Annotated in this window: 23 protein-coding genes and 2 pseudogenes; 7 read left to right on the top strand and 18 right to left on the bottom strand. The window is 76.1% G+C overall.

Annotated features, from left to right (window positions below):
* Nucleotides 1-22: 22 nt before the first annotated feature.
* The 3 genes from ftsH to AB0J00_RS21570 all read left to right on the top strand — a co-directional run bounded on the left by ftsH (nucleotide 23) and on the right by AB0J00_RS21570 (nucleotide 4075).
* Nucleotides 23-1927 (top strand): ATP-dependent zinc metalloprotease FtsH, encoded by a 1905-nt coding sequence (gene ftsH, locus AB0J00_RS21580; protein WP_357749063.1) that lies wholly within the window; start codon nucleotides 23-25, stop codon nucleotides 1925-1927.
* Nucleotides 1928-2039: 112 nt separating this feature from the next.
* Nucleotides 2040-2666, top strand: a complete 627-nt coding sequence (locus AB0J00_RS21575) for a TasA family protein (RefSeq protein ID WP_357749060.1) — start codon at nucleotides 2040-2042, stop codon at nucleotides 2664-2666.
* Nucleotides 2667-2755: 89 nt separating this feature from the next.
* Complete coding sequence (locus tag AB0J00_RS21570) at nucleotides 2756-4075, top strand: NAD(P)/FAD-dependent oxidoreductase (protein WP_357749058.1); 1320 nt, start codon at nucleotides 2756-2758, stop codon at nucleotides 4073-4075.
* Between the two features lie 28 nt (nucleotides 4076-4103).
* Here AB0J00_RS21570 and AB0J00_RS21565 read toward each other — a convergent pair whose 3' ends face one another.
* The 6 genes from AB0J00_RS21565 to AB0J00_RS21540 all read right to left on the bottom strand — a co-directional run bounded on the left by AB0J00_RS21565 (nucleotide 4104) and on the right by AB0J00_RS21540 (nucleotide 8097).
* Complete coding sequence (locus tag AB0J00_RS21565; RefSeq protein ID WP_357749055.1) at nucleotides 4104-4433, bottom strand: DUF6204 family protein; 330 nt, start codon at nucleotides 4431-4433, stop codon at nucleotides 4104-4106.
* 43 nt (nucleotides 4434-4476) lie between these two features.
* A complete protein-coding gene (locus AB0J00_RS21560; RefSeq protein ID WP_357749052.1) occupies nucleotides 4477-5064 on the bottom strand; it encodes a hypothetical protein in 588 nt (195 codons plus the stop codon).
* Between the two features lie 13 nt (nucleotides 5065-5077).
* On the bottom strand, nucleotides 5078-6226 hold the full coding sequence (locus AB0J00_RS21555; protein WP_357749049.1) for a zinc-dependent alcohol dehydrogenase: 1149 nt from the start codon (nucleotides 6224-6226) through the stop codon (nucleotides 5078-5080).
* Between the two features lie 102 nt (nucleotides 6227-6328).
* The gene (gene mug / locus AB0J00_RS21550) at nucleotides 6329-6805 is read right to left on the bottom strand and encodes a G/U mismatch-specific DNA glycosylase (RefSeq protein ID WP_357749046.1); all 477 of its coding nucleotides are present in this window, start codon (nucleotides 6803-6805) and stop codon (nucleotides 6329-6331) included.
* A gap of 29 nt (nucleotides 6806-6834) precedes the next feature.
* The gene (locus tag AB0J00_RS21545) at nucleotides 6835-7200 is read right to left on the bottom strand and encodes a UBP-type zinc finger domain-containing protein (protein ID WP_357749043.1); all 366 of its coding nucleotides are present in this window, start codon (nucleotides 7198-7200) and stop codon (nucleotides 6835-6837) included.
* Between the two features lie 15 nt (nucleotides 7201-7215).
* Complete coding sequence (locus AB0J00_RS21540; RefSeq protein ID WP_357749040.1) at nucleotides 7216-8097, bottom strand: fructose bisphosphate aldolase; 882 nt, start codon at nucleotides 8095-8097, stop codon at nucleotides 7216-7218.
* 141 nt (nucleotides 8098-8238) lie between these two features.
* Between AB0J00_RS21540 and AB0J00_RS21535 the strand changes: the two genes are divergently transcribed.
* The 3 genes from AB0J00_RS21535 (at nucleotide 8239) to AB0J00_RS21525 (ending at nucleotide 10899) form a co-directional block, all read left to right on the top strand.
* Nucleotides 8239-9162, top strand: coding sequence for a DMT family transporter (locus AB0J00_RS21535; RefSeq protein WP_357749038.1), 924 nt, complete (start codon nucleotides 8239-8241; stop codon nucleotides 9160-9162).
* Nucleotides 9163-9235: 73 nt separating this feature from the next.
* A complete protein-coding gene (locus AB0J00_RS21530) occupies nucleotides 9236-10048 on the top strand; it encodes a VC0807 family protein (protein ID WP_357749036.1) in 813 nt (270 codons plus the stop codon).
* Nucleotides 10049-10128: 80 nt separating this feature from the next.
* Nucleotides 10129-10899 carry an SDR family NAD(P)-dependent oxidoreductase gene (locus AB0J00_RS21525; RefSeq protein ID WP_357749034.1) on the top strand — a complete coding sequence of 257 codons (771 nt, stop codon included), beginning with the start codon at nucleotides 10129-10131 and terminating at the stop codon, nucleotides 10897-10899.
* Between the two features lie 7 nt (nucleotides 10900-10906).
* Here the strand turns inward: AB0J00_RS21525 and AB0J00_RS21520 are convergent, their stop codons facing one another.
* The 8 genes from AB0J00_RS21520 to hpnC are packed head-to-tail and all read right to left on the bottom strand — an operon-like array spanning nucleotide 10907 to nucleotide 21347.
* Nucleotides 10907-12658, bottom strand: a complete 1752-nt coding sequence (locus AB0J00_RS21520; protein ID WP_357749032.1) for a 1-deoxy-D-xylulose-5-phosphate synthase — start codon at nucleotides 12656-12658, stop codon at nucleotides 10907-10909.
* Nucleotides 12655-13659: an adenosyl-hopene transferase HpnH gene (hpnH, locus tag AB0J00_RS21515; protein ID WP_357749029.1), complete on the bottom strand. Its 1005-nt coding sequence runs from the start codon at nucleotides 13657-13659 to the stop codon at nucleotides 12655-12657. Before hpnH ends, AB0J00_RS21520 begins: the two co-directional genes overlap by 4 nt.
* 1 nt (nucleotide 13660) lies before the next feature.
* A complete protein-coding gene (gene ispH / locus AB0J00_RS21510; protein ID WP_357749026.1) occupies nucleotides 13661-15172 on the bottom strand; it encodes a 4-hydroxy-3-methylbut-2-enyl diphosphate reductase in 1512 nt (503 codons plus the stop codon).
* A complete protein-coding gene (gene shc / locus AB0J00_RS21505; protein WP_357749023.1) occupies nucleotides 15169-17079 on the bottom strand; it encodes a squalene--hopene cyclase in 1911 nt (636 codons plus the stop codon). Before shc ends, ispH begins: the two co-directional genes overlap by 4 nt.
* On the bottom strand, nucleotides 17079-18122 hold the full coding sequence (locus tag AB0J00_RS21500) for a polyprenyl synthetase family protein (RefSeq protein ID WP_357749021.1): 1044 nt from the start codon (nucleotides 18120-18122) through the stop codon (nucleotides 17079-17081). The genes shc and AB0J00_RS21500 overlap by 1 nt, the downstream gene beginning before the upstream one ends.
* Nucleotides 18119-19546, bottom strand: coding sequence for a hydroxysqualene dehydroxylase HpnE (hpnE, locus tag AB0J00_RS21495; RefSeq protein ID WP_357749019.1), 1428 nt, complete (start codon nucleotides 19544-19546; stop codon nucleotides 18119-18121). The genes AB0J00_RS21500 and hpnE overlap by 4 nt, the downstream gene beginning before the upstream one ends.
* Nucleotides 19543-20412: a presqualene diphosphate synthase HpnD gene (gene hpnD / locus AB0J00_RS21490; RefSeq protein ID WP_357749016.1), complete on the bottom strand. Its 870-nt coding sequence runs from the start codon at nucleotides 20410-20412 to the stop codon at nucleotides 19543-19545. The genes hpnE and hpnD overlap by 4 nt, the downstream gene beginning before the upstream one ends.
* Nucleotides 20409-21347, bottom strand: a complete 939-nt coding sequence (gene hpnC, locus AB0J00_RS21485; protein WP_357749014.1) for a squalene synthase HpnC — start codon at nucleotides 21345-21347, stop codon at nucleotides 20409-20411. The genes hpnD and hpnC overlap by 4 nt, the downstream gene beginning before the upstream one ends.
* Before the next feature lie 146 nt (nucleotides 21348-21493).
* Here hpnC and AB0J00_RS21480 point away from each other — a divergent pair, with 146 nt between their 5' ends.
* Nucleotides 21494-22729, top strand: a complete 1236-nt coding sequence (locus AB0J00_RS21480) for a helix-turn-helix domain-containing protein (RefSeq protein WP_357749012.1) — start codon at nucleotides 21494-21496, stop codon at nucleotides 22727-22729.
* Here the strand turns inward: AB0J00_RS21480 and AB0J00_RS21475 are convergent.
* From AB0J00_RS21475 to AB0J00_RS21460, 4 genes and pseudogenes are all read right to left on the bottom strand, one after another.
* Nucleotides 22636-24783 carry a phosphatase PAP2 family protein gene (locus AB0J00_RS21475; RefSeq protein WP_357749010.1) on the bottom strand — a complete coding sequence of 716 codons (2148 nt, stop codon included), beginning with the start codon at nucleotides 24781-24783 and terminating at the stop codon, nucleotides 22636-22638. The genes AB0J00_RS21480 and AB0J00_RS21475 overlap by 94 nt on opposite strands.
* A gap of 87 nt (nucleotides 24784-24870) precedes the next feature.
* Nucleotides 24871-25062 carry a cold-shock protein gene (locus AB0J00_RS21470; RefSeq protein WP_357749084.1) on the bottom strand — a complete coding sequence of 64 codons (192 nt, stop codon included), beginning with the start codon at nucleotides 25060-25062 and terminating at the stop codon, nucleotides 24871-24873.
* Between the two features lie 174 nt (nucleotides 25063-25236).
* A pseudogene (locus tag AB0J00_RS21465) lies at nucleotides 25237-25416 on the bottom strand (cold shock domain-containing protein); the annotation flags it as partial.
* Nucleotides 25417-25548: 132 nt separating this feature from the next.
* Nucleotides 25549-25728, bottom strand: a pseudogene (locus AB0J00_RS21460) (cold shock domain-containing protein); the annotation flags it as partial.
* Nucleotides 25729-25919: the final 191 nt, after the last annotated feature.

Genomic DNA, 25919 nt, shown 5'->3' with positions numbered 1-25919 from the left:
CGCCGTCCGCCCGAGGAGCCCGATGACCACCAAGGCCAGTCCCGCACCGCCCAAGGACCGCCCGGCCCCACCCGCTCCCCCGCCCCCGCCGGGCTGGCGCCGCTGGCTCATCCCGGCCGGGGTGCTGCTCACGGTGGTGCTGCTGTTCGCCCCCGGCATGGCCGGCCAGGCGCGGGAGGTGGACTACGGCACGCTGAGCCGGCAGGTGGCCGACCGGCACGTCGAGACGCTGGTGCTCACCGCCGACGGGCAGATCAGCGGCACCTACCGGTCCTCCTTCCGCAGCGGCGAGGACTTCACCTCCCACTACCCGACCGGGCTGCAGGGCGTCGACGCGACGTTCCTGGACCAGGTGCGCGACCCGGACGTCGTCCCGCACTTCCGGGCGACCGGGGCCAGCGGCGGCTGGCTGGCGACGCTGCTGTCGCTGCTGCCGTTCGTGCTGTTCCTGGCGTTCTTCCTGTACCTCGGCCGGGCCGCCCGCCGGGGCATCGCCGGCGGGCTGGGCGGCATCCCGGGCGTGGGCCGGTCGCGGGCGAAGGTCGTCGACGAGGACCGGCCGAGCACCACCTTCGCCGACGTCGCCGGCTACGAGGGCGTGAAGCGCGACGTCACCGAGGTCGTCGACTTCCTGCGCAGCGGCGAGAAGTACGCCGCCGCGGGCGCGGTGGGCCCGCGCGGTGTGCTGATGGCCGGCCCGCCCGGCACCGGCAAGACGCTGCTGGCCCGGGCGGTGGCCGGCGAGGCGTCGGTGCCGTTCTTCTCCATCACCGGCTCCGGCTTCGTCGAGCTGTTCGTCGGGGTCGGCGCCTCCCGGGTGCGCGACCTGTTCGCCGAGGCCCGCAAGCGGGCACCGTCGATCATCTTCATCGACGAGATCGACGCGATCGGGCAGCGCCGCGGCGCGGGGCTGTCCACCAACGACGAGCGCGAGCAGACCCTCAACCAGCTGCTGGCCGAGATGGACGGCTTCGACCCGGCCACCGGCGTCGTCGTCATCGCGGCGACCAACCGCCCCGAGTCGCTGGACCCGGCGCTGCTGCGGCCGGGCCGGTTCGACCGGCAGGTCACCGTGCCGCTGCCCACCCAGCCCGAGCGGGCGGCGATCCTCGGGGTGCACGCCACGGGCAAGCACCTCGCCCCGGACGTCGACCTGACCGCCACGGCGCGGGCCACCCCCGGCTTCTCCGGCGCGGACCTCGCCAACCTGATGAACGAGGCGGCGATCGTCGCCGTCCGGGACGGGCGCACCGAGCTCACCGCGGCCGACCTGTCCACCGCCCGAGACCGGATCATCCTCGGCCAGCGGCAGGGGTCGAACTTCCTGCTGGAGAGCGAGAAGCACAGCGTGGCGGTGCACGAGTCCGGCCACGCCCTGGTCGCGGCCTTCTCCCCCGCCGCCGACCCGGTCGACCGGGTCACCATCCTGCCCAGCGGGATGGCGCTGGGCGTGACCGAGCAGGTGCCCGAGGAGGAGCGGCACCTGTACTCCGAGGAGCAGATGACCACCACGCTGGCCATCCGGCTCGGCGGCCGGGCCGCGGAGCTGGTGGTGTTCGGCCAGGGGTCGACCGGCGCCTCGAACGACCTCTCCGGCGCGACCGACCTGGCCGCCCGGATGGTCACCGAGTTCGGCCTCTCCCCCCGGCTCGGCCCGGTCGGCTACGGCAACGACGGGCCGCAGTTCCTCGGCGGCCGGCCGGGCGGCGACCGGCCCTACAGCCAGGAGACGCAGCGGGTCATCGACACCGAGGTCGCCCGGCTGCTGCGGGAGGCGGAGGCCCGGGCGGTGGAGCTGCTCACCACCCACCGGGACGCGCTGGACGCGCTCACCGAGCAGCTGCTCGAGCACGAGACGGTCGCCGGGGACGTCGTCCGGGCGATCGCCGACGGGCACCGGCCCGCGGGGAGCACCGCGATGTCGTGAGCCTTGCGGGTTTCTTGCGCTGGGCTGGGCGCTGCCGTGCGGTTGCCCCGGCACCGTCGTCCCTGTCGCCGGGAGCACCCGGCGGTCCAGGAACCCGAGTGGGAGACGCACCGTGACCGCCACGAAGACCGCCAAGGCCCGCACCACCCGCAAGATCCTCGGCTCGCTCGGCGTGCTCGGTGCCGCCGCCGCGGTCGCCGGGCTGGGCACCTTCGGCACGTTCACCGACAGCACCACGCCGGTCGACGCGCAGGTGGCCACCGGCACGCTGGCCATCGACCTGAACGCCGCGAACAGCACCGCCGCGCTGCCGCTGACCGCGGCCGGCTTCGTGCCCGGCGACTCGCTGAGCCGGACCTACGACCTGGTCAACACCGGCAACCTGGGCTTCGCCGGCATCTCCATGACCACCACCGCCCCGGTCTCCAGCGTGCTGGACACCGACCGGACCAACGGCCTGCAGCTGTCCGTCCAGTCCTGCGCCACCAGCTGGACCGAGACGAAGCTCGCCACCGGCGGCGCGACCTACGCCTGCGCGGCCCCGACCGCGCTGTACAACGGCCCGGCCGTGGCCGCCGGCAAGCAGCTGGCCGGGCTGAGCAGCCTCACCGCCGGCAGGTCCGACCACCTCATGGTCACCCTCAGCCTGCCGACCACCGCCGACAACGGCTTCATGGGCAAGAGCAGCACGCTGAGCCTCGCCTTCTCCGGCACCCAGGCGGCCGGCGCTGCCCGCTGATCCCCGCGGCGCGGGCGCACCGGTTCCGCTGCGGGCCGGGACACGGCAGGGTCGGGCAGGACCGTCCCGGCGTCCCCGGAGGAACCCGCATGACCAGCTCCCGTCCCCCCGCCCAGCGGCCCCGCGTGCTCGTCGTCGGCAGCGGGTTCGCCGGCACCTTCGCCGCCCGCACCCTGGAGCGGCTGGTGCCCCCGGAGGCCGCCGACCTCACCCTGGTCAGCGCGACCGACCACCTCTGCTACTCACCCCTGCTGCCGGAGGTCGCGGCCGGCCGGCTCGACCCGCAGCGCATCGCCGTCCCGCTGCGCAGCGTGCTGCACCGCACCCGCGCCCTCCAGGCGGTCGTCGGGGACGTCGACCTGGACGGGCGCACGGTGACCATCACCTCCGAGACCGACGGCGAACGGCAGCTGGCCTGGGACCGGCTGGTGCTCACCACCGGCAGCGTCACCCGCACCTTCGACACCCCCGGCCTCGGTGAGCACGCCATCGGCCTGAAGACCGCCCGCGAGGCCCAGGCGCTGCACGACCACGTGCTGCGGCAGCTGGAGCTCGCCGACGCCACCGACGACCCGGCGGAGCGGGCGGCGCGCGCGACGTTCGTCGTCGTGGGCGCCGGCTACGCGGGCACCGAGACCGCCGCCCAGCTGCAGCACACCACCCTGGAGCAGCTGGACCGCTTCCCCCGGCTGCGCCGCGAGGACGTGCACTGGCTGCTCGTCGACCTCGCCGAGCAGGTGCTGCCCGAGCTCGGGCCGCGGCTGGGCCGGGCAGCGCTGGACGTGGTGCGCCGGCGCGGGATGGACGTCCGGCTGGGCACCTCGCTCAGCGAGATCCGCGCCGACTCGGTGACGTTCACCGACGGCACCACCCTGCCGGCGCACACCGTGGTGTGGACCGTCGGCGTCACCCCGCCCCCGCTGGTCGCCCAGCTCGGCCTGCCCACCCGGCGGGGCCGGCTGGAGGTCGACGACCAGCTGCGGCTGCGCGAGCACGTGTGGGCCGCCGGCGACTCGGCCGCCGCGAAGGACCGGTACAGCCGGAAGGGCGCCGACTACCCGCCCACCGCGCAGCACGCGCAGCGCCAGGGGACGGCCATCGGCCGGAACGTCGCCGCGAGCCTGGGCTTGGGGACGGCGCGGCCGTACCGGCACCGCGACCTCGGGCTGGTCGCCGACCTCGGCGGGACGGCGTCGGTGGCCCGGCCGCTGGGCGTGCCGCTCACCGGGCTGCCGGCCAAGCTGGTCACCAAGGGCTACCACCTGTACGCGGTGCCGGCGATGGGCAACCGGGTGCGGGTGGCCGCCGACTGGCTGGTGAACCTGGTCAGCCGGCCGCTGCCGGCACAGCTGGGGCTGGTCTCACCGGAGGCCGCGACGCTCGCCGCGGAGCACCGCCGCAGCGCCTGATCACCGCGCCTTGATCACCGCACCCGGGTCACCGCCGGCGGATCGTGACGTCGTCGGTGCTGGTGACGCTGGAGCGCAGCCGCCGGTGCCCGACGCCGAGCCGCTCGAGCGCGGCCAGCGCCGACAGCTCCCCGGCCGTGGCGGCGAGCGCCTCCTCGTCGGGTCCGGGGTCGACCCGCACGACCACCCGGTGGCTGAACGCCGACAGCTGCTCGTCGTAGGTCAGCGTGCCCTCCTCGGTGAACCGGGAGGCGAAGATGTCGTGGTCGGCTGCCGTGGCGAGCAGGGCGGTGCGGGTGTCGTCGTCCAGGCCGTCGAAGACGCCGCGGACGACGACCCGGTAGGTGCGTGCGGTCACGGGCGGCGACGCTAGCGCCGCCGCCCGTGACCGGCGACCGGTTTCAGCGGCGGACGGCGCGGACCAGCGCGCGGACGCCGAGCACCGCGGCGCCCGCGGCGGCAACGTACGGGCCGGCGACCAGGACCGGGTCGACCACCTGGTGGCGGGCGTCGGAGCGGCCCGTCCGGGAGCCGGCCCCGTCGTGCGTCAGCTCGGTGCGCACCCCGGTCTCGGTGATCGGGTTGTCCGGGTGGCCGCTGAGCAGCGAGCTCAGCTGGCTGCCCCAGGAGTCGACCCGGTCGCCGACGATGAGCAGCATCCAGTGGGCGAGCCGGCCCTCGCTGAACCGGGCGTAGGCCAGCCGGCGGATCGCGCCGGACGCCCCGTGCAGCGGCTGCGCCGTGCCGAACACCGGCGTCACGAAGGCGTGCTCGATGGAGCGCTCGCGGCCCTCGGCGCCGGGCTGCCGCTCCGGGAAGTCCCAGTGGGCGCCGGTGTCGGCGGGGTACTGCAGCTTCGGGGACGACGGCCGGTCGGCGGGGTCGAGGTCCGCGCCCCAGCCGGGGATGCGGGCCCGGAGCTCCTCGCGGGTGGGCGGTGGGGTGCGCTTGTCGCGGACGTAGGCGCTGGGGACGTCGGACTCGGTCACGGTGGTCTCCTCCTCAGGCCGCGCTGGGCAGGATCAGCGGCTTGATGCAGCCGTCGAGCTTGGCCGAGAACACGTGGTAGGCCTCGGCGATGTCGTCGAGCGGGAACCGGTGGGTGACCATCGCCCGCGGGGTGAGGTGGCCGTTGCGCACGTGCTCGAACATCCGCGGCCACTGCCGCTTGACCGGCGTCTGGTTCATCCGCAGCGTCAGGCCCTTGTTCAGCGCGTCACCGAACTTGACCGCGTTGGGCACGGGGCCGTAGGCGCCGACGACGGAGACGGTGCCGCCCTTGCGGGCGCCGTCGATGGCCCAGTTGAGCGCGACCGGCGAGCCGCCCTGCAGCTTCAGCTTGGTGCCGGTGACGTGCATGAGGGCGTTGCCGTCGGCCTCGGCGCCGACCGCCTCGATGACGACGTCCGCACCCAGGTAGTCGGTCTGCTTCTTCAGCTCGACCACGACGTCCGCGTGCTCGTCGTAGTTGATGGTCTCCGCGTAGGCCATCTCCCGGGCTTTCTCCAGCCGGTTCTCCAGGTGGTCGACGACGATCACCCGGCCGGCGCCCATCAGCCACGCGGACTGGGCGGCGATCAGCCCGACCGGCCCGGCACCCAGGACGACGACCGTGTCGCCCTCGACGATCTCGCCGAGCTGGGCGCCGAAGTAGCCGGTGGCCGAGGCGTCGGTGAGCAGGACGGCGTCCTCGTCGTGCATCCAGTCCGGGATCTTCACCGGGCCGACGTCGGCGAACGGCACCCGGACGTACTCGGCCTGGCCGCCGTCGTAGCCGCCGGTGGTGTGCGAGTAGCCGTAGATGCCACCGACGGCGGTGGCGTTGGGGTTCACGTTGTGGCAGTTGGAGTACAGGCCGCGGGCGCAGAACCAGCACGAGCCGCAGAAGACGTTGAACGGCACCATCACCTTGTCGCCGACCTGCAGGTTCTGCACCGACGGACCGACCTGCTCGACGACGCCGATGAACTCGTGGCCGAAGGTGTGGCCGACCCGGGTGTCCGGCATCAGCCCGTGGTAGAGGTGCAGGTCGGAGCCGCAGATCGCCGCCAGGGTCACCCGCACGATCGCGTCGTTGGAGTGCTCGATGCGGGGCATCTCCTTCTCCGCCACCCTGATCTTGTACGGGCCGCGGTAGGTCATCGCCTTCATCGGTCTCCTCCGGAACGCCGGTCGTGGGCCGTGCGGGCAGGCCTCCGCCCGCGCACTGCCCGGGTACCTGCCCGATCGACCGCCCGCTAACCGCCTGGGCGGTCAGGGGCGGAGCCGGGCGTACCAGTCGGCCAGGTCGGCCAGCTGGTGGTGGGCGTTGAGGCCGCTGGGGTTGGGCACCGCCCACGTCTCGGCGCCGCCGATCCGCTCCGGCTGCACCCCGAGGACCGCCCTGGGCCGGCCGGCGGCCTGCCGCCACGCGGTGATCCCCAGGACGGCGACCCGCCGAGGCCGGAACCGCGCCACCAGCTCCCCCAGCGCGGCGAGCCCGCCGGCCAGCTCCTCCGGCGTCAGCTCGGCGGCGGTGCGGGTGGGCCGGTCGACGAGGTTCGTGCTGCCCAGCCCGTAGCCGAGCAGCTCCCTGTCCTCGTCCGGGGTGAGCAGCCGCGGGGTGAGCCCGGCCCGGTGCAGGGCCGGCCAGAACCGGTTGCCGGGCCGGGCGAAGTGGTGGCCGCGGGCCGCCGACGTCAACGACGGGTTGATGCCGCAGAACAGCACGTCGAGGCCGGGCCCGACCACGTCGGGCAGCGGCTTGACCGGGCCGGTGATCAGCGGTGCAGTCGCTGTACCCAGTCGCCCGGCACCCGGCCGGCCGGTCCCGGCGCCGGCTGGTCGGCCGGGTGGGACGTCGGTGCGGCCAGCTGCGGCCCGGTGTCGAACAGCCGCTCGGTCGAGTAGTCCCAGAACCACTCCTCGCCGGGCTCGAAGCTCTGCACGAACCGGTGGCCGGTGGTCCGGGCGTGCCCGGTCGCGTGCTGCGCGGGCGAGGAGTCGCAGCACCCCACGTGGCCGCACGCGGCGCACCGGCGCAGGTGGAACCACCAGCCGCCGTGGGCCTCGCACTCCGCGCAGCCGGTGCCGCTGGGGCCCACCGCCGGGTCGACGCCGTCGAGCACGTCCTGGTCGTCAGCCATGGCGCCGACCGTAGGTCAGGTCAGCGACGCCCGGTAGATCGCCTCGACCGCGCCGTCCAGCGTCCGGTCGAACTCCGCCGCCGGCTGCTGGGCGGCCAGCCCCTCGAGCAGCGCCCGGGAGAAGCTGGCGATCACCCCGGGGTTGCGGGCCAGCCGCTCGACCGCCTCGGCCCGCGCGTAGCCACCGGACAGCGCGAGCACCCGCAGCACCCGGGGGTCCTCGACCAGCGGCGTCCAGGAGCCGTCGACGGCCGGCAGCGAGAGCTTCAGCAGCACCGGCGCCGGGACGTCGTCCAGCCGGGCCAGCAGCCCGTCGAGCAGCAACCGGTCGGCCTCGGCCCGCTCCGGGCTGGTGATCTCGACCTCCGGTTCCAGGATCGGCACCAGCCCCGCGCCGGCGATCCGCGCCCCCACCTCGAACTGCTGGTCCAGCAGCTCGGCGACGCCGCCTGGGTCGGCCAGGTGCACCACCGAGCGCATCTTGGTGCCGAACACGCCGTGGGCGGTCGCGCTCGCCAGCAGCGCGTCGAGGTCCTCGATCGGCTTCATCAGCTGCACGCCGTCGGCGTCGGCGGCGAGGCCGCGGTCGACCTTGAGGAACGGCACGATCCCCTTGCGCTCGGCCAGGTACCGCGCCGCCGGCAGCCCGTCGACCTGACGCTCCATCGTCTGCTCGAACAGGATCACGCCGAGCACGCGGCGGCCGTCGAACACCGGGCTGGTCAGCACCCGCTCGCGCATCCGGTGCACGAGGTCGAACATCTCCGCGTCCCCGGACCACTCGTCGTCCCGGACGCCGTAGAGCCGCAACGCCCCCGGCGTGCTGCCCCCGCTCTGGTCCAGCGCCGCGAAGAAGCCCTGCCCGGTCGCGATGCGCTGCTGCTGCCCCTGGTCCACGGGACCTCCTCCTCCGCCGCCGGCCTGCACCCCCACCCTGGGCCGCGCGCCGCGGCGTGTCGAGGGGGTCGGCCGCACCCGGTCCACGCACCGGTGCGGCACCGGTGCACAGGACGCCGCGCTCACGGCAGACTGACCGCGATGGTCGTCGCCTCCCTCACCGCCCTGCTGGCGGCGCTGCTGTTCGCGACCTCGGCCACCTTCCAGCAGCACGCCTCCCGGGTGGTCGTGGCCGGCGGGCTGCACCACCCCGAGCACGGCGGCGCGGTCACCCGGCTGCTGCCGGTGCTGCTGCTGGTCCGCCGGTTGCTGCGCCAGCCGATCTGGCTGATCGGCTGGGTCACCAACCTGCTGGGCTTCTTCGTGCAGGCGCTGGCGCTGCACCTCGGGTCGGTCGCGCTCGTCCAGCCGCTGATGACCACCCAGCTGCTGTTCACCCTGCCGCTGATGTCGATCTGGAGCCGGCGGGCCCCGCTGCGCCGCGACTGGCTGGCGGTGCTGTCGATGTGCGCGGGCATCGCGGTGTTCCTCTCGGTGCGCGGCGCCGCTCCGACCGACGGGGGCGCGGAGCGCGGCGAGGTGCTGCTGTGCCTCGTGGTGAGCCTGGGCGTCGTCCTGCTGCTGCTCGCAGTGGCCCGCGGCCGGGAGCCCACCGCGCACTCGGCGATCGTCGGCGCGGGTGCCGGCATCTGCTTCGCGGCCAGCGCGATGCTGATCAAGCTGACGACGACCGACCTGCTCGAGCGCGGGGTGGTCGCCACCGCGACCGACTGGCCGGGCTACACGCTCGCGGTGTCGACGGTGCTGGGGTTGCTGCTGGGGCAGCAGGCGTACGCCGCCGGCGCGCTGCCCGTCGCGGTGGCTGCGATGTCGGTCACCAACCCGCTCGTGAGCTACCTGTTCGGCGTCCTCGCATTCCATGTTCAACCGCCGACCGGAGTGGGCACTCTTGCTGCAGTGGCATCGTCGGGGCTCCTGTTGTTCCTGGGAGCGGTGGGACTCGCCCACTCCCCGACCATCCACCGAGACGTGGCCCCTGAAGCTGTGAGCACTGCCCGATCTTGAAGATTGCGTGCCACCATCGGCAGGACGCGGTCCCCCTGACCCTGGCCTGTCGACCTCGAGCGAGGAACCACGCGTGAGCTTCTTCCCCAAGCACTCCCGCAGCGCCACCCCCGTGCCCGGCCCGCACCCGGCCGATGCCGCACTGGTGGCGCCGCTGGTCGAGGCGGAGGCCGCCCGCAGCGGGTCGACCGCGCTGACCAAGGCCCCGCCGGTCGACCAGGAACTGGTCATCGAGATCGTCGGCGTCAAGCGGACGATCCTGCGGGCCGTGCGCCTCCTGCTGGAGACGGTCGTCGTCCCGACCGTGCTGCTGGCGGTGCTGCTGCCCACCGCGGGGCTGTGGGCGGCCATGGGCGCTGCGCTGGGCTGGTGCTACCTGGCGGTCGCCGTCCGCTGGTTCCGCGGCCGGCAGATGCCCGGCACCATGCTGCTGGCGGTGAGCATGCTCTCCGGCCGCGCGGCCATCGCGCTGGCCACCTCCAGCGCCTTCGTCTACCTGATCCAGCCGGCCCTCGGCTCGGCGGTGATGGCGCTGCTGTTCGTGGGCAGCGCGCTGATCGGCCGGCCGATCACCCTCAAGCTGGCTCGCGACTTCGTGCACGTGCCGCACCACGTCATCGACCGCAAGCCGGTCCGGACGATGTTCGTCCAGGTCGCCCTGCTCTGGGGCCTCGGCCGGCTCGTCGACGCCGGGATGAGCCTGGCGTTCCTGCACAACAGCGTGAACGCCGGTCTGCTCTCCCGCGGCGTCTTCAGCCCGCTGCTCACCGTGCTCACCGTCGCGGTCTGCACGTTCTGGGGCTGGCGTGCGCTGCGCCGCAACGGCGTGCAGCTGCGGCTGCGCCCGGCGCACCTCCCCACCCCGGCGGACGTCCCCACCGCGTAGCCGCACCCCGCCACGACGGCCGTCCCCGACCCGGGGGCGGCCGTCGTCGCGTCCGGGGCCCGCTGCGGCAAGGTGGGGCCATGCAGCTGGCGGGAGCGGTCGTCCTGGTCACCGGCGCGAGCCGCGGCATCGGGGCGGCCACCGCCCGGGCGCTGGCCGCCGCCGGCGCGCACGTGGTGGTGAGCGGCCGGGACGCCGCGGCGCTGGCCGCCGTGGCCGGACCGCTGGGCGCCACCGCGCTGCCCGGCGACCTGTGCGACCCGCACCTGCCGGCCCGGCTGGTCGCCCGCACCGTGGAGCGGCACGGCCGGCTGGACGCCGTGGTCGCCAACGCCGGCGTCGGGCACGCCGGGCCGGTCGCGGAGATGACCGTCGACCGGATCGCCGAGCTGGTCGACGTGAACGTCCGCAGCCAGCTGCTGCTGGCCCGCGCCACCGCCGAGGTGATGGCCGACCAGGCCGCCGCGGACCCGGCGTGGTCCGGCGCGGTCGTCTTCCTCTCCTCGATCGCCGCCGCGGTCGGGGTGCCCGGCGAGAGCGTGTACAGCGCGACCAAGGCCGCCGTGGAGGCGTTCGCGCCGTTGCTCGGCGAGGAGCTGCGGCCCGCCCGGGTGCGGGTGTCGACGGTGCTCCCCGGGGTGGTCGAGACCGGGTTCTTCGCCACCCGGGGGCTGCCCTACGACCGGCGGGTGCCCCGGCCGGTGCCCGCCGACCGGGTCGCTGGAACCGTGCTCGACGTGCTGCGCACCGGCCGGGCCCGCACGATCCGGCCGCGCTGGCTCACCGTGCCCGCGCGGCTCGCGGCCACCGCGCCCGCCACCTACCGCGCCCTCGCCCGCCGCTTCTCCTAGACCCGCCTCACGCGAGGGCGCGGACGCGGGACGGTGGGTCCAGCCGGGCCAGCACCGCCTCGGCGATCCGCTCCGCCGACAACCCCTGCTCAGCCAGCAGCTGGTCGCGGACGCCGACCGGCAGGAAGTCCTGCGCCAGGCCCAGGGTGAGCAGCTCGGCCGGCGCGGCGGCGGCCCGCAGCGCCCGGCCCACCGCGTCGCCGAACCCGCCGGCCACCCCGTTGTCCTCCACCGTCACGACCAGCCGGTGCCCGCCCGCGGCCGCCACCAGCGCCGGGTCGACCGGCAGCACCCACCGCGGGTCGGCCACCGTGGCCCCCACACCGGCGGCCCGCAGCAGCTCCGCCGCGCGCAGCGCCGGCTCGGCCATCGGCCCCACCGGCAGCAGCAGCACGTCGGCCGCGCGGTCGGCGGTCAGCACGTCGGCGCCACCGATCCGGCCGACCGCGGGCAGGTCGCGGCCGGGGCTCCCCTTCGGGAACCGCAGCGCGGTCGGCCCGCCGTCCTCGGCGACCGCCTCGCCGAGCAGCTCGCGCAGCCGCGCGGCATCGCGCGGGGCGGCCACCCGCATGCCGGGGACGACGCCGAGCACCGAGAGGTCCCACATGCCGTTGTGGCTGGGGCCGTCGCTGCCGGTCACGCCGGCCCGGTCGAGCACGAAGGTCACCGGCAGCCGGTGCAGCGCGACGTCCAGCAGCACCTGGTCGAACGCCCGGTTGAGGAACGTGGCGTACAGCGCCACCACCGGGTGCAGGCCGCCCATCGCCATCCCCGCGGCGGCGGTGACGGCGTGCTGCTCGGCGATCCCGACGTCGACCACCCGGTCGGGGAACGCGCGGGCGAACGGGGCCAGCCCGGTCGGCTCGAGCATCGCCGCGGTGAGCGCGACGACGTCCCGGCGGCGGGAGCCCACCTCGACCAGCTCCGCGGCGAGCACCGACGTCCAGGACGGGCGCTGCGGACCGGTGCGCGGCGGGGCGACGGCGTGCTGCCGGTCCAGCTCGTCGGTCTCGGCGGGCTGGTGGCCGCGCCCCTTGCTGGTGCGCACGTGCACCACCACCGGCCGGCGGAGGTCGCGGGCCTCGGTGAGCGCGTCCTCCAGCTCGGCGAGGTCGTGCCCGTCGACCGGCCCGAGGTAGGCCAGCCCCAGCGCCTCGAACACCGAGCCGCCGGGCAGCGCGGCCAGGTGCGCGGGCAGCCCACCGGCGGTCGGTGCGTAGGAGCGGCCGTTGTCGTTGAGCACCACGACGACGGGGCGCCGCGGCCCCGCACCGAGGTTGTTGAGCGCCTCCCAGCACATCCCGCCGGTGAGCGCGCCGTCGCCGACCACGGCGACCACGCACGCGTCGTCCTCACCGCGCAGCACGGCAGCCCGGGCCAGGCCGTCGGCGTAGCTCAGGCTGGTGGAGGCGTGGCTGTTCTCCACCCAGTCGTGCTCGCTCTCGGCGCGGCACGGGTACCCGGAGACGCCGCCGGGCTGGCGCAGCGTGCCGAAGGCGTGCGCCCGGCCCGTGACCAGCTTGTGCACGTAGGACTGGTGGCCGGTGTCCCAGACGACCGGGTGCCGCGGCGAGTCGAAGACCCGGTGCAGCGCCAGGGTCAGCTCGACCACGCCGAGGCTCGGCCCCAGGTGCCCGCCGGTGCGCGAGACGGTCTCGACCAGCGTGCGGCGGACCTCGGCGGCGAGGTCGGCCAGCTGGTCGGCGTCCAGCGCGCGCAGGTCGGCCGGGCACCCGACCTGCGCGAGCAACCCGGTCACACCGAGCTCGCGGCGCGCAGCGACTCCTTCAACGACCCGATCGTCGCCAGCACCGCCGAGGGCTCGTAGCCGCAGTGCGCCATGCAGTTGCTGCAGCGCTCGTCGCGGCCGCGGCCGTAGGAGTCCCAGTCGGTGGTCTCGATGAGCTCCTTGTAGGTGCTCACGTGACCGTCGTCGAGCAGGTAGCAGGGCTTCTGCCAGCCCAGCAGCGAGTACGACGGGATGCCCCACGGCGTGCACTGCAGGTCGACCCGGCCCTCGAGGAAGTCGAGGAACATCGGCGAGTGGTTGAGCCGCCACTTCTTGCGGCGGCCCTCGCCGAACGCCTTCTTGAACAGCTCGCGGGTCTGCTCGACGCCCAGCCAGTGCTCCTGGTCGGGCGCCTTCTCGTAGGCGTACCCGGGCGAGATCTGCATGTTGTCCACGCCGAGCTCGTCGTTGAGGTAGTCGAGCACGTCGATGACGTCCTGCGGGGTGTCGGTGTCGAAGAACGTCGTGTTGGTCATGACCCGGAACCCGGCGTCCTTGACCTGCTGGATGGCCGAGACCGCCAGGTCGAACACGCCGGCCTTGCTCACCGAGTGGTCGTGCCGCTCGCGCAGCCCGTCGATGTGCACCATCCAGGAGAAGTTCTTGTGCGGGGTGAACTTGTGCAGGTGCTTGGGGATCAGCAGCGCGTTGGTGCACAGGAAGACGATCTTCCCGCGGTCGAGCAGCTGGCGGACGATCTCGTCGATCTGCGGGTGCATCAGGGGCTCGCCGCCGGCGATGGAGACCATCGGCGCGCCGCTCTCCTCGATCGCCCCGACCGCCTGCTCGACCGGCATCCGCTGCTTGAGCAGGGTGTGCGGCTGCTGGATCTTGCCGCAGCCGACGCACTTGAGGTTGCAGGCGAACAGCGGCTCGAGCTCGACCAGCAGCGGGTACTTCTCCCGCCGCATGATCTTCTGCTTCATCACGTACGTGCCCAGCCGCACGGTCTGGCGCATCGGCATGGCCATGTCAGTTCATCTCCTCAGGACGGTTCCCCGGGCGGGCTGCCTCCCGGGGCAGGGCGAACGAGACGTCCTCGCGAGCACCGTCGGCGCTGCTCACCGAGACGTCCCCCAGACCCCGCAGCGCGCCGACCAGCGCGTCGACGAGGTGCGGCGGAGCGGAGGCGCCGGCGGTGACGCCGACGCGGCGGGCGCCGGCGAGCCAGCGCAGGTCGACCTGCCCGGCGTCGTCGACGAGGTGGGCGCGGACGCCGTCGGCCTCGACGACCTCGGCCAGCCGGACGGAGTTCGACGAGTTCGCCGACCCGACGACCAGCACCAGGTCGCTGGCCGCCGCCACCTCCCGGACGGCGCGCTGCCGGTTGGTGGTGGCGTAGCAGATGTCGTCGCTGCGCGGCGCCGACAGCGCGGGGAACCGGCGGCGCAGCACCGCGGCGACCTCCTCGGCCTCGTCGACGGCGAGCGTGGTCTGCATGACGTAGGCGACCCGGTCGGGATCGGCCGGCTGCACCCGCTCGGCCGCCGCGGCGTCCGCCACGACGACCACCGCGGCCGGCGCCTCGCCGCGGGTGCCGACCACCTCCTCGTGGTCGGCGTGGCCGATCAGGAAGACGGTGTCGCCGCGCCCGCCGTACCGGCGCACCTCGCTGTGCACCTTGGTCACGAGAGGGCAGGTGGCGTCGACGACGGCGAGCTGCCGCCGTGCGGCGTCGGCGCGCACCTGCGGGGCGACGCCGTGCGCGGCGAGGACGACGGTGCCCCCGGCCGGGACCTCGTCGACCTCCTGCACGAACACCGCGCCGCGGGCCTCGAGGCCGGCCACCACGTGGGCGTTGTGCACGATCTGCCGGCGGACGTACACCGGCGCCTCCGCGCGGTCGAGCTCCCGCTCGACGGCCTGCACGGCGCGCTCGACGCCGGCGCAGAACGACCGCGGGTTCGCCAGCCGCACCTCGCGGTCGCCGGCGGCGGCGGCCCACTCGGCGAGCGCCGGGGCGGCCCGGCGCAGCGCGGCCAGCGCGCGGAGCCCGCGGGCCGGGGTGCCCGGGGAGACCAGCGGGTGCCGCGGGGTGTCGACGACCGCCCGGACGGCGGACACCGGCACGCCGGCCCCGGCGGCGAGCGCCGCGGACTCCGTGTCGACCGCCAGCGCGCCGGTCGCGGCGAGCTCGGCCCGGCGCCGGCCGGTGACCACCCCGTCCACGGTGGCCAGCGGCCCGACGTGCACCCGCAGGCCCCGCCGGCGCAGCGCCGCGGCCAGCAGCGGCGCCGCCGGGCACGGGGTGACCGCGCCGTCCGGCCCGCGGAGCTCCGCGGCCACCACCAGGTCGCCCGGCTCCAGCGCCGGGTCCAGCGCCCCGGCCACGCCGGCGACCAGCACCGCGGAGGCGCCGGACAGGTCGGCGGCGGCCGACCGGGCCGGGCCCATCCCGGTGCGCAGCACCCGGGCGCCGGGCACCCGCCCGGCGAGCGCGGCGTGCTCGACGCGCAGCGGGGTGGCCACCACCGGGGTGGTCATGCCGCCACCCCGAGCACCCGGCCCAGCGCCTGCACCGGCCAGACCAGCCGGTAGAGGTGGTAGTTGATGTAGAAGAAGCCGGGGAAGCCGGTGCCGGTGAACTGCGGCTCGTCCCAGGTGCCGTCGGGCCGCTGGGTGTCCACCAGCCACCGGACGCCGCGGTCGACCGCCGGCCCGCGCTCCCCCGCGGCGTGCAGGGCCAGCAGGGCCCAGGCCGTCTGGGAGGCGGTCGAGTCGCCGCGGCCGATCCACGCTGGGTCGGTGTAGGAGCGCAGGTCCTCACCCCAGCCGCCGTCGGCGTTCTGGTGCGCCTCCAGCCAGGCCACCGCGCGGCGGACCGCCGGGTGGTCGGCCGGCAGCCCCGCGGCGACCAGCGCCGGGACGACGGCCCCGGTGCCGTACAGGTGGTTGGCGCCCCACCGGCCGTACCAGGACCCCTCGGCCTCCTGCGCGTCCAGCAGCCACTGCACGCCGCGGCGGCAGTCCTCGGTGCCGGCCAGGCCCTCGGCGGCGAGCATCTCCACCACGTGCGCGGTGACGTCGGCCGACGGCGGGTCGGTGAGGTTGCCGAAGTCGCAGAACGGCAGCCGGGCGGGCATCGCGCCGGTGTTGTCCGCGTCGAAGGCGCCCCACCCGCCGTCCCGGCTCTGCATGCCGCGCACCCACGCCAGGCCGCGGTCCAGCGCGCCGCGCACCCGGTCGGGCTCGGGGTGGTCGACCCGGCGCAGCGCCAGCACGACCTCGGCGCTGTCGTCGGTGTCGGGGTAGACGTCGTTGGCGAACTCGAACGCCCAGCCGCCCGGCGCCAGGTCCGGCCGGCGCACCGCCCAGTCGCCGGGCACCCGCACCTCCTCGGCGAGCAGCCAGTCGGCGGCGGCGAGCACGGCCGGGTCGTCGGCGGGGGCGCCGGCGTCCAGCAGGGCGACGACGGCGAGGCCGGTGTCCCAGACCGGCGACTGGCAGGCCTCCAGCCGGCGGACGACGCCGTCCGGCGTCTCCTCGCGGACGATGAAGCCCGCCAGGCCGGCGAGCCCCGCCCTCATCACCGGGTGGTCGAGCGGGTAGCCGGAGAGGTGCAGCGCCAGCAGCGAGTAGACCCACGGGGGCTGGATGCCGCCCCACCCGCCGTCGGCCTCCTGCCGGGCGACGACCCACTCCAGCGCCGCGGCCACCGCGTGCCGGCGCAGCCAGCGCACCGGTCGGCGCTCGTAGTGGTGCAGCACCCGGTCCAGCCGCTGGAACGCGCCGGTCCACGTCCAGGCCGGGTCGAAGCGGGGCGGGCGGGCGCCGCTGCGCAGCTCGTCGATGCCGAAGGCGACCGGGCGGGAGGGCCGCAGCGACCCGACGACGGTCAGCGGGACGATCGTGCCGCGCGCCCAGCAGCCCCAGTCGTAGACGTTCAGCGGCACCGACGCCGGCAGCAGCACCAGCTCCGGCGGCATCACCGGCAGGTCGTCCCAGGACCACAGCCCCACCAGCGCCAGCCAGATGCGGGTGAACACCCGAGCCCGCTCGACCCCGCCGAGGGACTGCACCACCCCGGCGGCCCGGCGCATGTGCTCGGCGTCCGGGGCGTCGCCGGCCAGCCGGAGCGCCACCCACGCCTCGACGGTGACCGACAGGTCGGCCGGCCCGCCGGCGAAGGTGCCCCACGAGCCGTCGGCCCGCTGCTGGGAGCGGATCCAGCGGGCCGCCTCGGTGGTCTCCTGCTCGCCGCGGATGCCGAGGAACTCGCGCAGCAGCAGGTCCTCGGCGTCCATGGTCACGTTGGTCTCGAGCTCGCCCTTCCACCAGCCGGCGGGGTCCTGCAGCGAGCGCAGGTGGGCCACCGCCCGGTGCAGGGCCTCGGTGGCGCGGGCCGGGCCGCCCAGCTCACCGGGCGTCCGCGCATCGGTGAGCAGGCTCATCAGTGCTCCCGGCCCACGACGAAGTCGGCGAGCGCGTCGAGCTCGGCCCGCGGGACGGGCCGCAGGTCGACCTCGTCCAGCGCCGCGCGGGCGGCGTCCACCTGCCGGCGGGCCTCGGCGGCGGTCCAGGCGCGGGCGCCGCAGGCCTCGACCAGCTCGGCGGCGCGGCGCAGCCCGGCCTCCTCGGCGGGACCGGCGGCGTCGCCGGCCGGTGCGGGCGGGGTGCGCAGCCAGTCGGCCAGCTCGTCCCGCCCGTCGCAGCGCTGGGACAGCGCGTAGGCGACCGGCAGGGACTTCTTGCGCGAGCGCAGGTCGTTGAGCACCGGTTTGCCGGTGACCGCCGGCTCGCCCCAGATGCCGAGCAGGTCGTCCACCAGCTGGAAGGCGGTGCCCAGGTGGTCGCCGTAGCGGGTGAGCGCCGCGACGGTGGCCGGCGGGGCCCCGGCGGCCAGCGCCCCCATGCCGGCGCTGGCGGCGATCAGCGCGCCGGTCTTGCCGGCCACCATCCGCAGGCACTCGTCCAGCGTCACCTCGGCGCGCTGCTCGAACTGCAGGTCCTCGACCTGGCCGCGGATCAGCTCGCGGGTGGCCCGCAGCAGCGTCTGGCTCAGCGCCACGGCGTGCGGTGAGCCGCTGTCGAGCACCACCTCCAGCGCCAGGCCCACCATCGCGTCGCCGGTGAGGATCGCGTTGGCGCTGCCCCACACCGCCCACACGGTGGCGCGGTGCCGGCGCTCGGTGTCGCCGTCCATCAGGTCGTCGTGCACCAGCGAGAAGTTGTGCACCAGCTCCACGGCCACCGCGCTGGGCACGGCGTCGGCGTCCGTGCCGCCGCAGGCCTCCGCGCCGAGCAGCACCAGCGCCGGGCGCAGCGCCTTGCCGCCGCCGGCCTCCCGGCGGGGCGTGCCGTCGGCCTCGGTCCAGCCCAGGTGGTAGGCGGACAGGGCCCGGGTCGTCGGGTCGAGCCGGTCGACCGCCGCCCGCAGTGCGGGCTCGACGGCGTCGCGGCTGCGGTGCAGCAGGGGCGTGACCATCGTCGTCATGCGGCTGTTCCTCCTCGGGCGGTGCGGCTGGGCAGCTGCGCGAGGAGGTCCTGCGCGGCGGCCGCACCGCTGCGGACCGCCCCCTCCATCGTCGCGGGCCAGCCGGTGGCGGTCCAGGCGCCGGCCACCACGAGTCCCGGGGCTCGGGTGCGGGGGCCGGGGCGATGAGCGGCGTTGCCGGGCAGCGGGGCGAACGTGGCGGTGCGCTCGCGGGTGACGAAGGCGTCGAGCACCTGCGCGCCGGCGGCGGCCGGCAGCAGCGCCCGGAGTGCGGCGAGCTGCTCGTCGACGAGCTCGGCGGCGGGGCGGTCGACGAGGTCGGCGGCCGCCGACAGCGACACGGCGAGGTACTGGGCGCCGGGGTGCCGGCCGTCGGCCAGCCCGGACTGCCGGGTGCGGTCGAACACCCACTGCACCGGGCTGCCGACGCCGGCGAGGAACGGCTCGGCCAGCACGGGCCGGTCGAGGACCACGTGCACGTTGACGATCGGCACCGCACCCAGCCGGTCGGCCCAGCCCGCGGGGAGGTCGAGCGCACCGGCCGGCAGCAGCGCCTCGGTGACCGGCGGCGGCGCGGCGAGGACGACGGCGTCCACGGCCAGCGGGTCGGCGTCCCGGACCGCCACGGTCCAGCCGGCGCCGTCCCGGTCCAGGCCGGTGACCTTCGCGCCGGTGCGCACCTGCGCGCCGGCCGCGCTGAGCGCCCGCTCCCCCGCCGTGCCGTGCAGCGCGCCCAGCGGCGCCAGCGCCCAGCCGATGTCGGCCGCGGCCGGGTCGGTGAGCAGCCCGTCCTGGAACACGGTGGCGGCCAGCGCCAGCGAGGCGTCCTCGGCGCGGGCGTTGAGGGTGGCGATGCCGACCAGGTCCCACATCGCGGCGGTGGTGGCGGCGTTCTGGCCGTGCCGGGCCAGCCAGCCACCGAAGCTCTGCGCGTCGGTGGCGGGGTCGTCGCGGTCGACCCGGCGCAGCGCCAGCGCGCCGCGCACCGCGCGCAGCCGGTCGGCCGGGCCGAGCACCGAGTAGCGCGCCAGCGACGAGGACAGGTGGAACGGCGCGGGGGCGCCGCTGCGGCGCAGCCGCCAGGTGCGGTCGCGGCCGGGGGTGCGCACCGGGATGTCCAGCCGGGGCTGCAGGTGCACCTGGTCGCGGACGCCGAGCCGCTCGACCAGCTCCAGGTAGGCGGTGCAGCAGCGGAGGAAGACGTGCTGGCCGGTGTCGACGTCCAGCTCACCGACGGGCGAGGAGCGGCGGAAGGAGGTGGTCAGCCCGCCCAGCCGCGGCTTGGCCTCCAGCAGGGTCACCGCGCAGCCGGCGTCGGCGAGCGCCAGCCCGGCGGTGAGCCCGGCCAGCCCGCCGCCGACGACCACCACCCGGCGGCCGGCGTCGCTCGCTGCGTGCACGGGCGCCCCCAGCGCGCTGCTCATGCGCTCCGCCCGATGAGCGAGCGGACGGCGACGCTCGCCTTCTGCCGCCCCGACAGCGACAGCCGCTGGGTGTAGACCAGCTGCGGCTGGGCGGCGATCTGGTCGCCCAGCTCGCGGTAGATGCCGGCCATCGCGGTGGTGCAGGCGGCGCTGCGCCGGTCCAGCAGCGGGGTGAGCAGGTCGCCCTGGTCGTACCAGCCGCGGGACCGCTCGACGCCGGCGCGGACGAGCCGGGCCAGCCCGCCGTCGGGGTCGGCCAGCGCCCCCCGCTCGTCGACGCGCAGCTCCACGCCGAACCGGTCCAGGTCCTCGGCGGGCAGGTAGACCCGGCCGTTGCGCAGGTCCTCGCGGATGTCGCGGAGGATGTTCGTCTGCTGCAGCCCGATGCCCAGCGCGTCGGCGTACCGCGGGGCGCGCACCGGGTCGCTGCTGCCGAACACGCCCAGGCACAGCCGGCCGACCGACCCGGCCACGTTGCGGCAGTAGCCGACCAGCTCCTCGAAGGTGGCGTACCGGTGACCGGTCACGTCCATCTCCGCGCCGTCGATGATCTCCTCGAAGGCGTCCAGCGGGATCGGGTGGTGGCGCACCGCGTCGGCGACCGCGGCGAGCACCGGGTCGGCGCCGCTGCCGCCGGCGGCCACGTCGCGCACCGAGGCGCGCACCTCGGCGAGGCCGGCGAGCTTCTCCGGCTCCGGCAGGTCGCCGTCGCCGATGTCGTCGATCCGCCGGGCCAGCGCGTAGACCGCGCAGAGCACCGCGCGCTTGCGGGCCGGCAGCAGCCGGATGCCGTAGTAGAAGTTGCCGGCCTCCCGGCGGGTGATGTCCACGCACTCGGCGTAGGCCTGGGCCACGGTGGAGGTCATCGTCGGGCTCCGATCAGCAGGGCGGCCGCATGCCGGACGACGTCCCTGCGCCGCGGCCGCGGGGGTCCGGCGAGCACACTGCCACCCGCCCTCCGCAGCGCGTCCACGGTGGCCAGCCCGCCGGCCGCGAAACCGGCCACGGCGACCCGCGCCCAGCCGCGCAGCTCGCGCACCAGTAGGGGCCCGGCGGTGAGCAGCTCCTCGGCGACGGCGACCTGCGCGAGCACCAGCCGGGCCAGCCGGGGGCTGGTCGTGGCGGCGTCGAGGTCGGTCTCGGGCACCCCGGCGGCGGCCAGCGCGTCCTGCGGCAGGTAGACCCGGCCGGCGCGGCGGTCCTCGGCCACGTCCTGCCAGTGCTCCAGCAGCTGGAGCGCGTTGCACACCCGGTCCGACAGCGCGACCCGCTGCGGGGTCGAGGCGCCGAACAGCTCCAGCACGATCCGCCCGACCGGCGCGGCCGACAGGTCGCAGTAGCCCAGCAGCGCGTCGAGGTCGGCGTACCGGGTCACGACCTGGTCCTGCAGGTTGGCCTGCACCAGCCGTTGGAACGGCTCCTCGGACAGCCCCCGGGCGCGCACGGTCGGTGCCAGCCGGGCCAGCGCGGGGGTGCGCACCGGCGCGCCGCGCCACAGGTCGGCCAGCTCCGCGGAGCACGCCCGCAGCTGCGCGGTGCGGTCGCCGGGGGCCTCGTCGCCCAGGTCGTCGACCAGCCGCAGCACGTCGTAGACGGCCTGCAGGTCGGCGCGCAGCCGCGCGGGCAGCACCCGGAGGGCGACCGGGAAGTTCTCCGCCTGCTCCTTGGCGACGGCGTGCGCGGTCCGCCTCCCGGGGTCGCGCCCGGCAGCCGCGCCGGTCACCGCGCCGTCGTCCTCGCAGGCAGCCCCGCCCGGGGCGGTTCCCACCGGGTCGGGCGAGGTGATCGGACCGGACGGCACGGGGAACAGCCTGTCCGCCGATCGGGTCGAATTGTGCGTCCGGCGCGCAGGTTGTTGCCAGAGGTCGACCCGCAGGGGGTCGATTTGTCACGCTGGGACAAACGCACGGCGGGAACAACGCCGGTACCGGGCGACCTGGAGCAGACGTGACCGATCCTGCCGCATCCCGCGCGGACGCGCTCGCCGGGCTGCTGCCCGGGTTGATCGCCGGGCTGCCGGAGCTGCTGGACGACGTGGCCGCCGAGCTCCAGGCGGTGGCCCCCGAGTACGCCGCGGCGCTCACCGAGCGCGACCTGGAGGTGCTGGCCGCCGGCGAGGTGGCGATGCGCCGGCTGGTGACGGCCGCCGGCGCGGGCGGCAGCGCAGGGATCGAGGGGGACGCCGGGATCGAGGGGGACGCCGGGCCCGAGGGCGGTGCGGGGCTCGAGGGCGTGGGCGCGGAGGCCGTGCAGCCGCTGTTCGAGGAGGTCGGACGCAGCCAGTGGCGGGCGGGCTTCTCCCTGCCGACGCTGCTGGGCGCCTTCCAGGCCGGCGCCCGGGTGGCCTGGCGGCACGTGTCCGCGGTCGCCCTGGCGCGCGCCGTCGACCCGGAGGTGCTCGCCGTCCTGGGCGGGGCGCTGTTCGAGCTGGTCGACCACCTGTCCTCCGCCGCGGCCGCCGGCTTCGTCGCCGAGCAGGAGGAGGCGGCGCTGGCCCAGCAGCGGCTGCGCGACGAGCTGGTCGAGCTGCTGCTGTCCGACCGGTCCGACAGCGCCGCGGTCCGCTCGGCCGCCCGCCGGGCCGGCTGGCCGCTGCCGGAGACCGCCACGGTCGTGCTCGCCGCTGCCGAGGACGAGGCCTCCCGCCGGGCGATCACCCGGCTGGGCCCCCGCAGCCTGCGGTTCCGCACCCAGACCGTGCAGGGCGCCGTCGTCCCGGACCCCGACTCCCCCGAGCGCCGCGAGCTGCTCAGCCAGGTGCTGCGCGACTGCCCGGCCGTCGTCGGCCCGGTGGTGTCGGTGGACGCGCTGCCGATGTGCGCCCGGATGTCGCGGGTGGCCACCGACCTGACGCGCGCCGGGGTGCTGCGCGCGACCCCCGTGTTCGTCGACGACCACCTCGGCTCGCTGCTGGTGCACCGCGAGCCCCGGCTGCTGGAGACGCTGCGCAGCCGCCGGCTGGCGCCGCTGGCGGCGGCCGCGGCGAACTCCCGCCCGCAGCTGCAGGACACCCTGCGCTCGTGGCTGGTGCACATGGGCGACAACCGGGCGGTCGCCGCGGACCTGCGGGTGCACCCGCAGACGGTGCGCTACCGGCTGGCCCGCCTGCGCGAGCTGTTCGGTCCCGCGCTCGAGGACCCGACGGTCCGGCTGGAGCTGCTGCTGGTGCTCGCCTGGGACTGAGCCGGCGCCTGGACGGGGGCACCGCCGAGCTCGGCCAGCACCTCGGTCATCGCCGCGGCCAGCGCCCGGGCGTCGGGCACCAGCGCGGGGTCGACGGCCAGGCCCACCACCAGGTCGCCGTTCCAGCCCAGCGCCCCGACGGCCAGCGGCGTGCCCGGCGCCAGCGGCAGCAGCGGCGCCGCCCAGACGATGCGGGCGCCGGTCACGTACAGCTGGGCGTCGGGCCCGGGCATGTTCGACACCACCGCGGAGAAGGTGCGCGGGCCGTACACGGTGCGGGCGAACCAGCGGTGCAGCGGGTACGGCAGCCGTTCGGCGACGTCGGACATCACGAACCGGGAGGCCAGCGCCCGCGATCCGCCGCGCAGCCGCTCCGCGCGCCGGGCGACCTCGGCCAGCCGCTGCCGCTCGCCGTACCCGTCGCCCACCCCGTGCAGCGGCAGGTCGACCATCACCGCCGCGGTCGCGTTGCCCTCCGCGGCCGAGCCGGGGTCGCGCATGACCAGGGGCACCGAGACGCGCACGGTGCCGGGCAGGCCGGCGCGGTCGGCGGTGACCCGGGCGAGCCCGCCGGCGACCGCGGTGAGCAGCACGTCGGTGATGCGGGCGCCGACCCCGCGGGCCACCGCCCGCACCTCGGGGAGCGGCACGACCAGGGTGGTGAAGTCGCGGGCGCCGGTGCCGCTGACCGGGAAGCGCCCGGACGGCGACCCGTCGGTGGCCAGCTGCGCGATGCCGGCCACCGTGCCGGCCAGCACCTGCAGCGCGCCCGGCCGCGGCCGCTCCCCGCCCAGCGGCGGCAGCTCGGGCTCCAGGATCTGCAGCGACTGCAGCACCGTGCCGATGCCGTCGGCGACCACGTGGTGCACCACGAACACGACCGCCGCCCGGTCGGTGTCCACGCCGTGCACCACGCGGAACTGCCAGAGCGGGCGGTCGCGGGGCATCGGGGTGGCGGCGATCCGGGCGATCAGCGCGTCGAACGCGGCCATGCCGCCGGGCCGGCCGTCGGGCCGGGTGAGGTCGTCCAGCGGGACGTGCCACTCCCAGTCCAGGTCCGGGGCCCCGACCCAGGTCGGGCGGCGCCACCGCGACGGCGCCGACAGCCGCTGCTGGAACCGCGGCAGGTGCGGCAGCACCGACCGGATCCGCGCCTCGACCTCCTCCCGGGTGGGGGCACCGCCGGGCCGGGCGCTGGTGTCCAGCAGCACGACCCCGCCGACGTGCTGCGGCGCCCCGGGCGTCTCCACGTGCAGGAAGAACGCGTCGGCCGCGGGCACCCGCGGCGGCGCGCCGGGTCGTCGACCGGCCAGCCGGATCGCCAGTGCCACCGCTGCTGCTCCTCCCGCGACGTCCAGGACCCAGTGGTTGGCGGTGGCCAGCACGACCAGCACGGTCACCGCGACGTGCACGGCGCTCACCAGCTGGGTGCGCGCACCCCCCGAGATCAGCGCCAGCACGACGCTCACCCACAGCGCCCAGGCCACGTGCAGCGAGGGCATCGCGGCGACGGTGTTGGCGTGCTCCACCAGCGGGGAGCCCCAGGAGCCGACCGTGCGGTGCTGGAGCACCGTGTCGACGAAACCCGCCCCGGGCAGCAGCCGCGGGGGCATCAGCGGGTAGAGCGCGAAGCCCAGGCAGCCGAGCAGGTTGAGCCAGACGAACGAGGTGCGCGCCCAGCGGTAGACGTCCGGGCGCCGCCACCAGACCCAGCCCAGCAGCAGGAAGGCGCTGAGCACGTAGGTGAGCGCGTACTCGTAGTTGGCCAGCACGGTGAGCGTGCGGTGCGGCGCGAGCCACGTGTTGAGCGTCCGCTCGACGTCCAGGTGCAGCGTGCGCTCGAGGTCGAACAGCTCCCGCGCGTTCCGCTCGGCCCGGGCGTGCCGTGCCGCCCCGCCGAGCGCCTGCACCCAGCTGTAGACGGCGAAGGTCGCCAGGCCGATGACCAGTTCGCGGCCCAGGTGCGGGCGGCGGACGGCGGGCGCCGGCCGGTCCGGAGCGGTCGCCGCTCCCCCGCTGACGTCGCCCCCGCCGAGGTCGCCTCTGCCGAGCACCCGCCAGTCGTAGCACGACCCGGCGCCGGCCGGGGGCCGGGACGCGACCGGCCGGGGCCCCCGGAGGGGTCCCGGCCGGCCGGTGCGTCAGCGGGGGTGGACCTCGTCGGCCTGCGGCCCGCGGTCACCGGGGCTGCTGGTGAACTCCACCCGCTGGCCCTCGGCGAGCTCCCGGTAGCCGCCGGTGTCGGCGATCGCGGAGAAGTGCACGAACACGTCCGCGCTGCCGTCGTCGGGCTCGATGAACCCGAAGCCCTTCTCGGCGTTGAACCACTTCACCGTGCCGCCACCGGCGCCGGCCGGCGCCGCGCTGCGGGAGACGTTGCCCCCGCGCGGCGCGCGGTCCCGGCGGTCGTCGCGCCGGTCGTCGCGCCGGTTGTCCCAGCCTCCGCGGTCGTCGCGCCGGCTCCCGCGGTCGTCACGCCGGCTCCCGCCACCGCCGCCGAGCGGGGTCACCGCGTCGGCCTGCGGACCCCGGTCACCCGGGCGCGAGGTGAAGTCCACCCGCTGGCCCTCGGCGAGCTCGCGGTAGCCGCCGGTGTCGGCGATCGCGGAGAAGTGCACGAACACGTCGGCGCTGCCGTCGTCGGGCTCGATGAACCCGAAGCCCTTCTCGGCGTTGAACCACTTCACGGTGCCGTTGCCGCCACCGCCAGCGGTCTGACCGCCGCGCGGCGCCCGGTCGTACCCGTCGTCCCAGCCCCGGTCGTCGCGCCGGCTCCCGCGGTCGTCACGCCGGCTCCCGCCACCGCCGCCCAGCGGGGTCACCGCGTCGGCCTGCGGACCTCGGTCACCCGGGCGCGAGGTGAAGTCCACCCGCTGGCCCTCGGCGAGCTCCCGGTAGCCGCCGGTGTCGGCGATCGCGGAGAAGTGCACGAACACGTCGGCGCTGCCGTCGTCGGGCTCGATGAAGCCGAAGCCCTTCTCGGCGTTGAACCACTTCACGGTGCCGTTGCCGCCACCACCCGAGCCGCCACCGGTCTGACCGCCGCGCGGCGCCCGGTCGTACCCGTCGTCCCAGCCCCGGTCGTCGCGCCGGCCCCCCGCCGGCGCCCCCCCCCCCCCCCCGGGGCCCGGGGGGGGGGGGGGGGCGCGCGGGGCCCCGGGGGGGCGGCAGCGCGCCCCCCGGGGCGCCG

It is taken from the genome of Modestobacter sp. NPDC049651 (assembly GCF_040659695.1).
Lineage (GTDB): Bacteria > Actinomycetota > Actinomycetes > Mycobacteriales > Geodermatophilaceae > Modestobacter.
The sequence above is the reverse complement of the archived record's forward strand: the minus strand, read 5'-3'. Positions and strand labels throughout refer to the sequence as shown.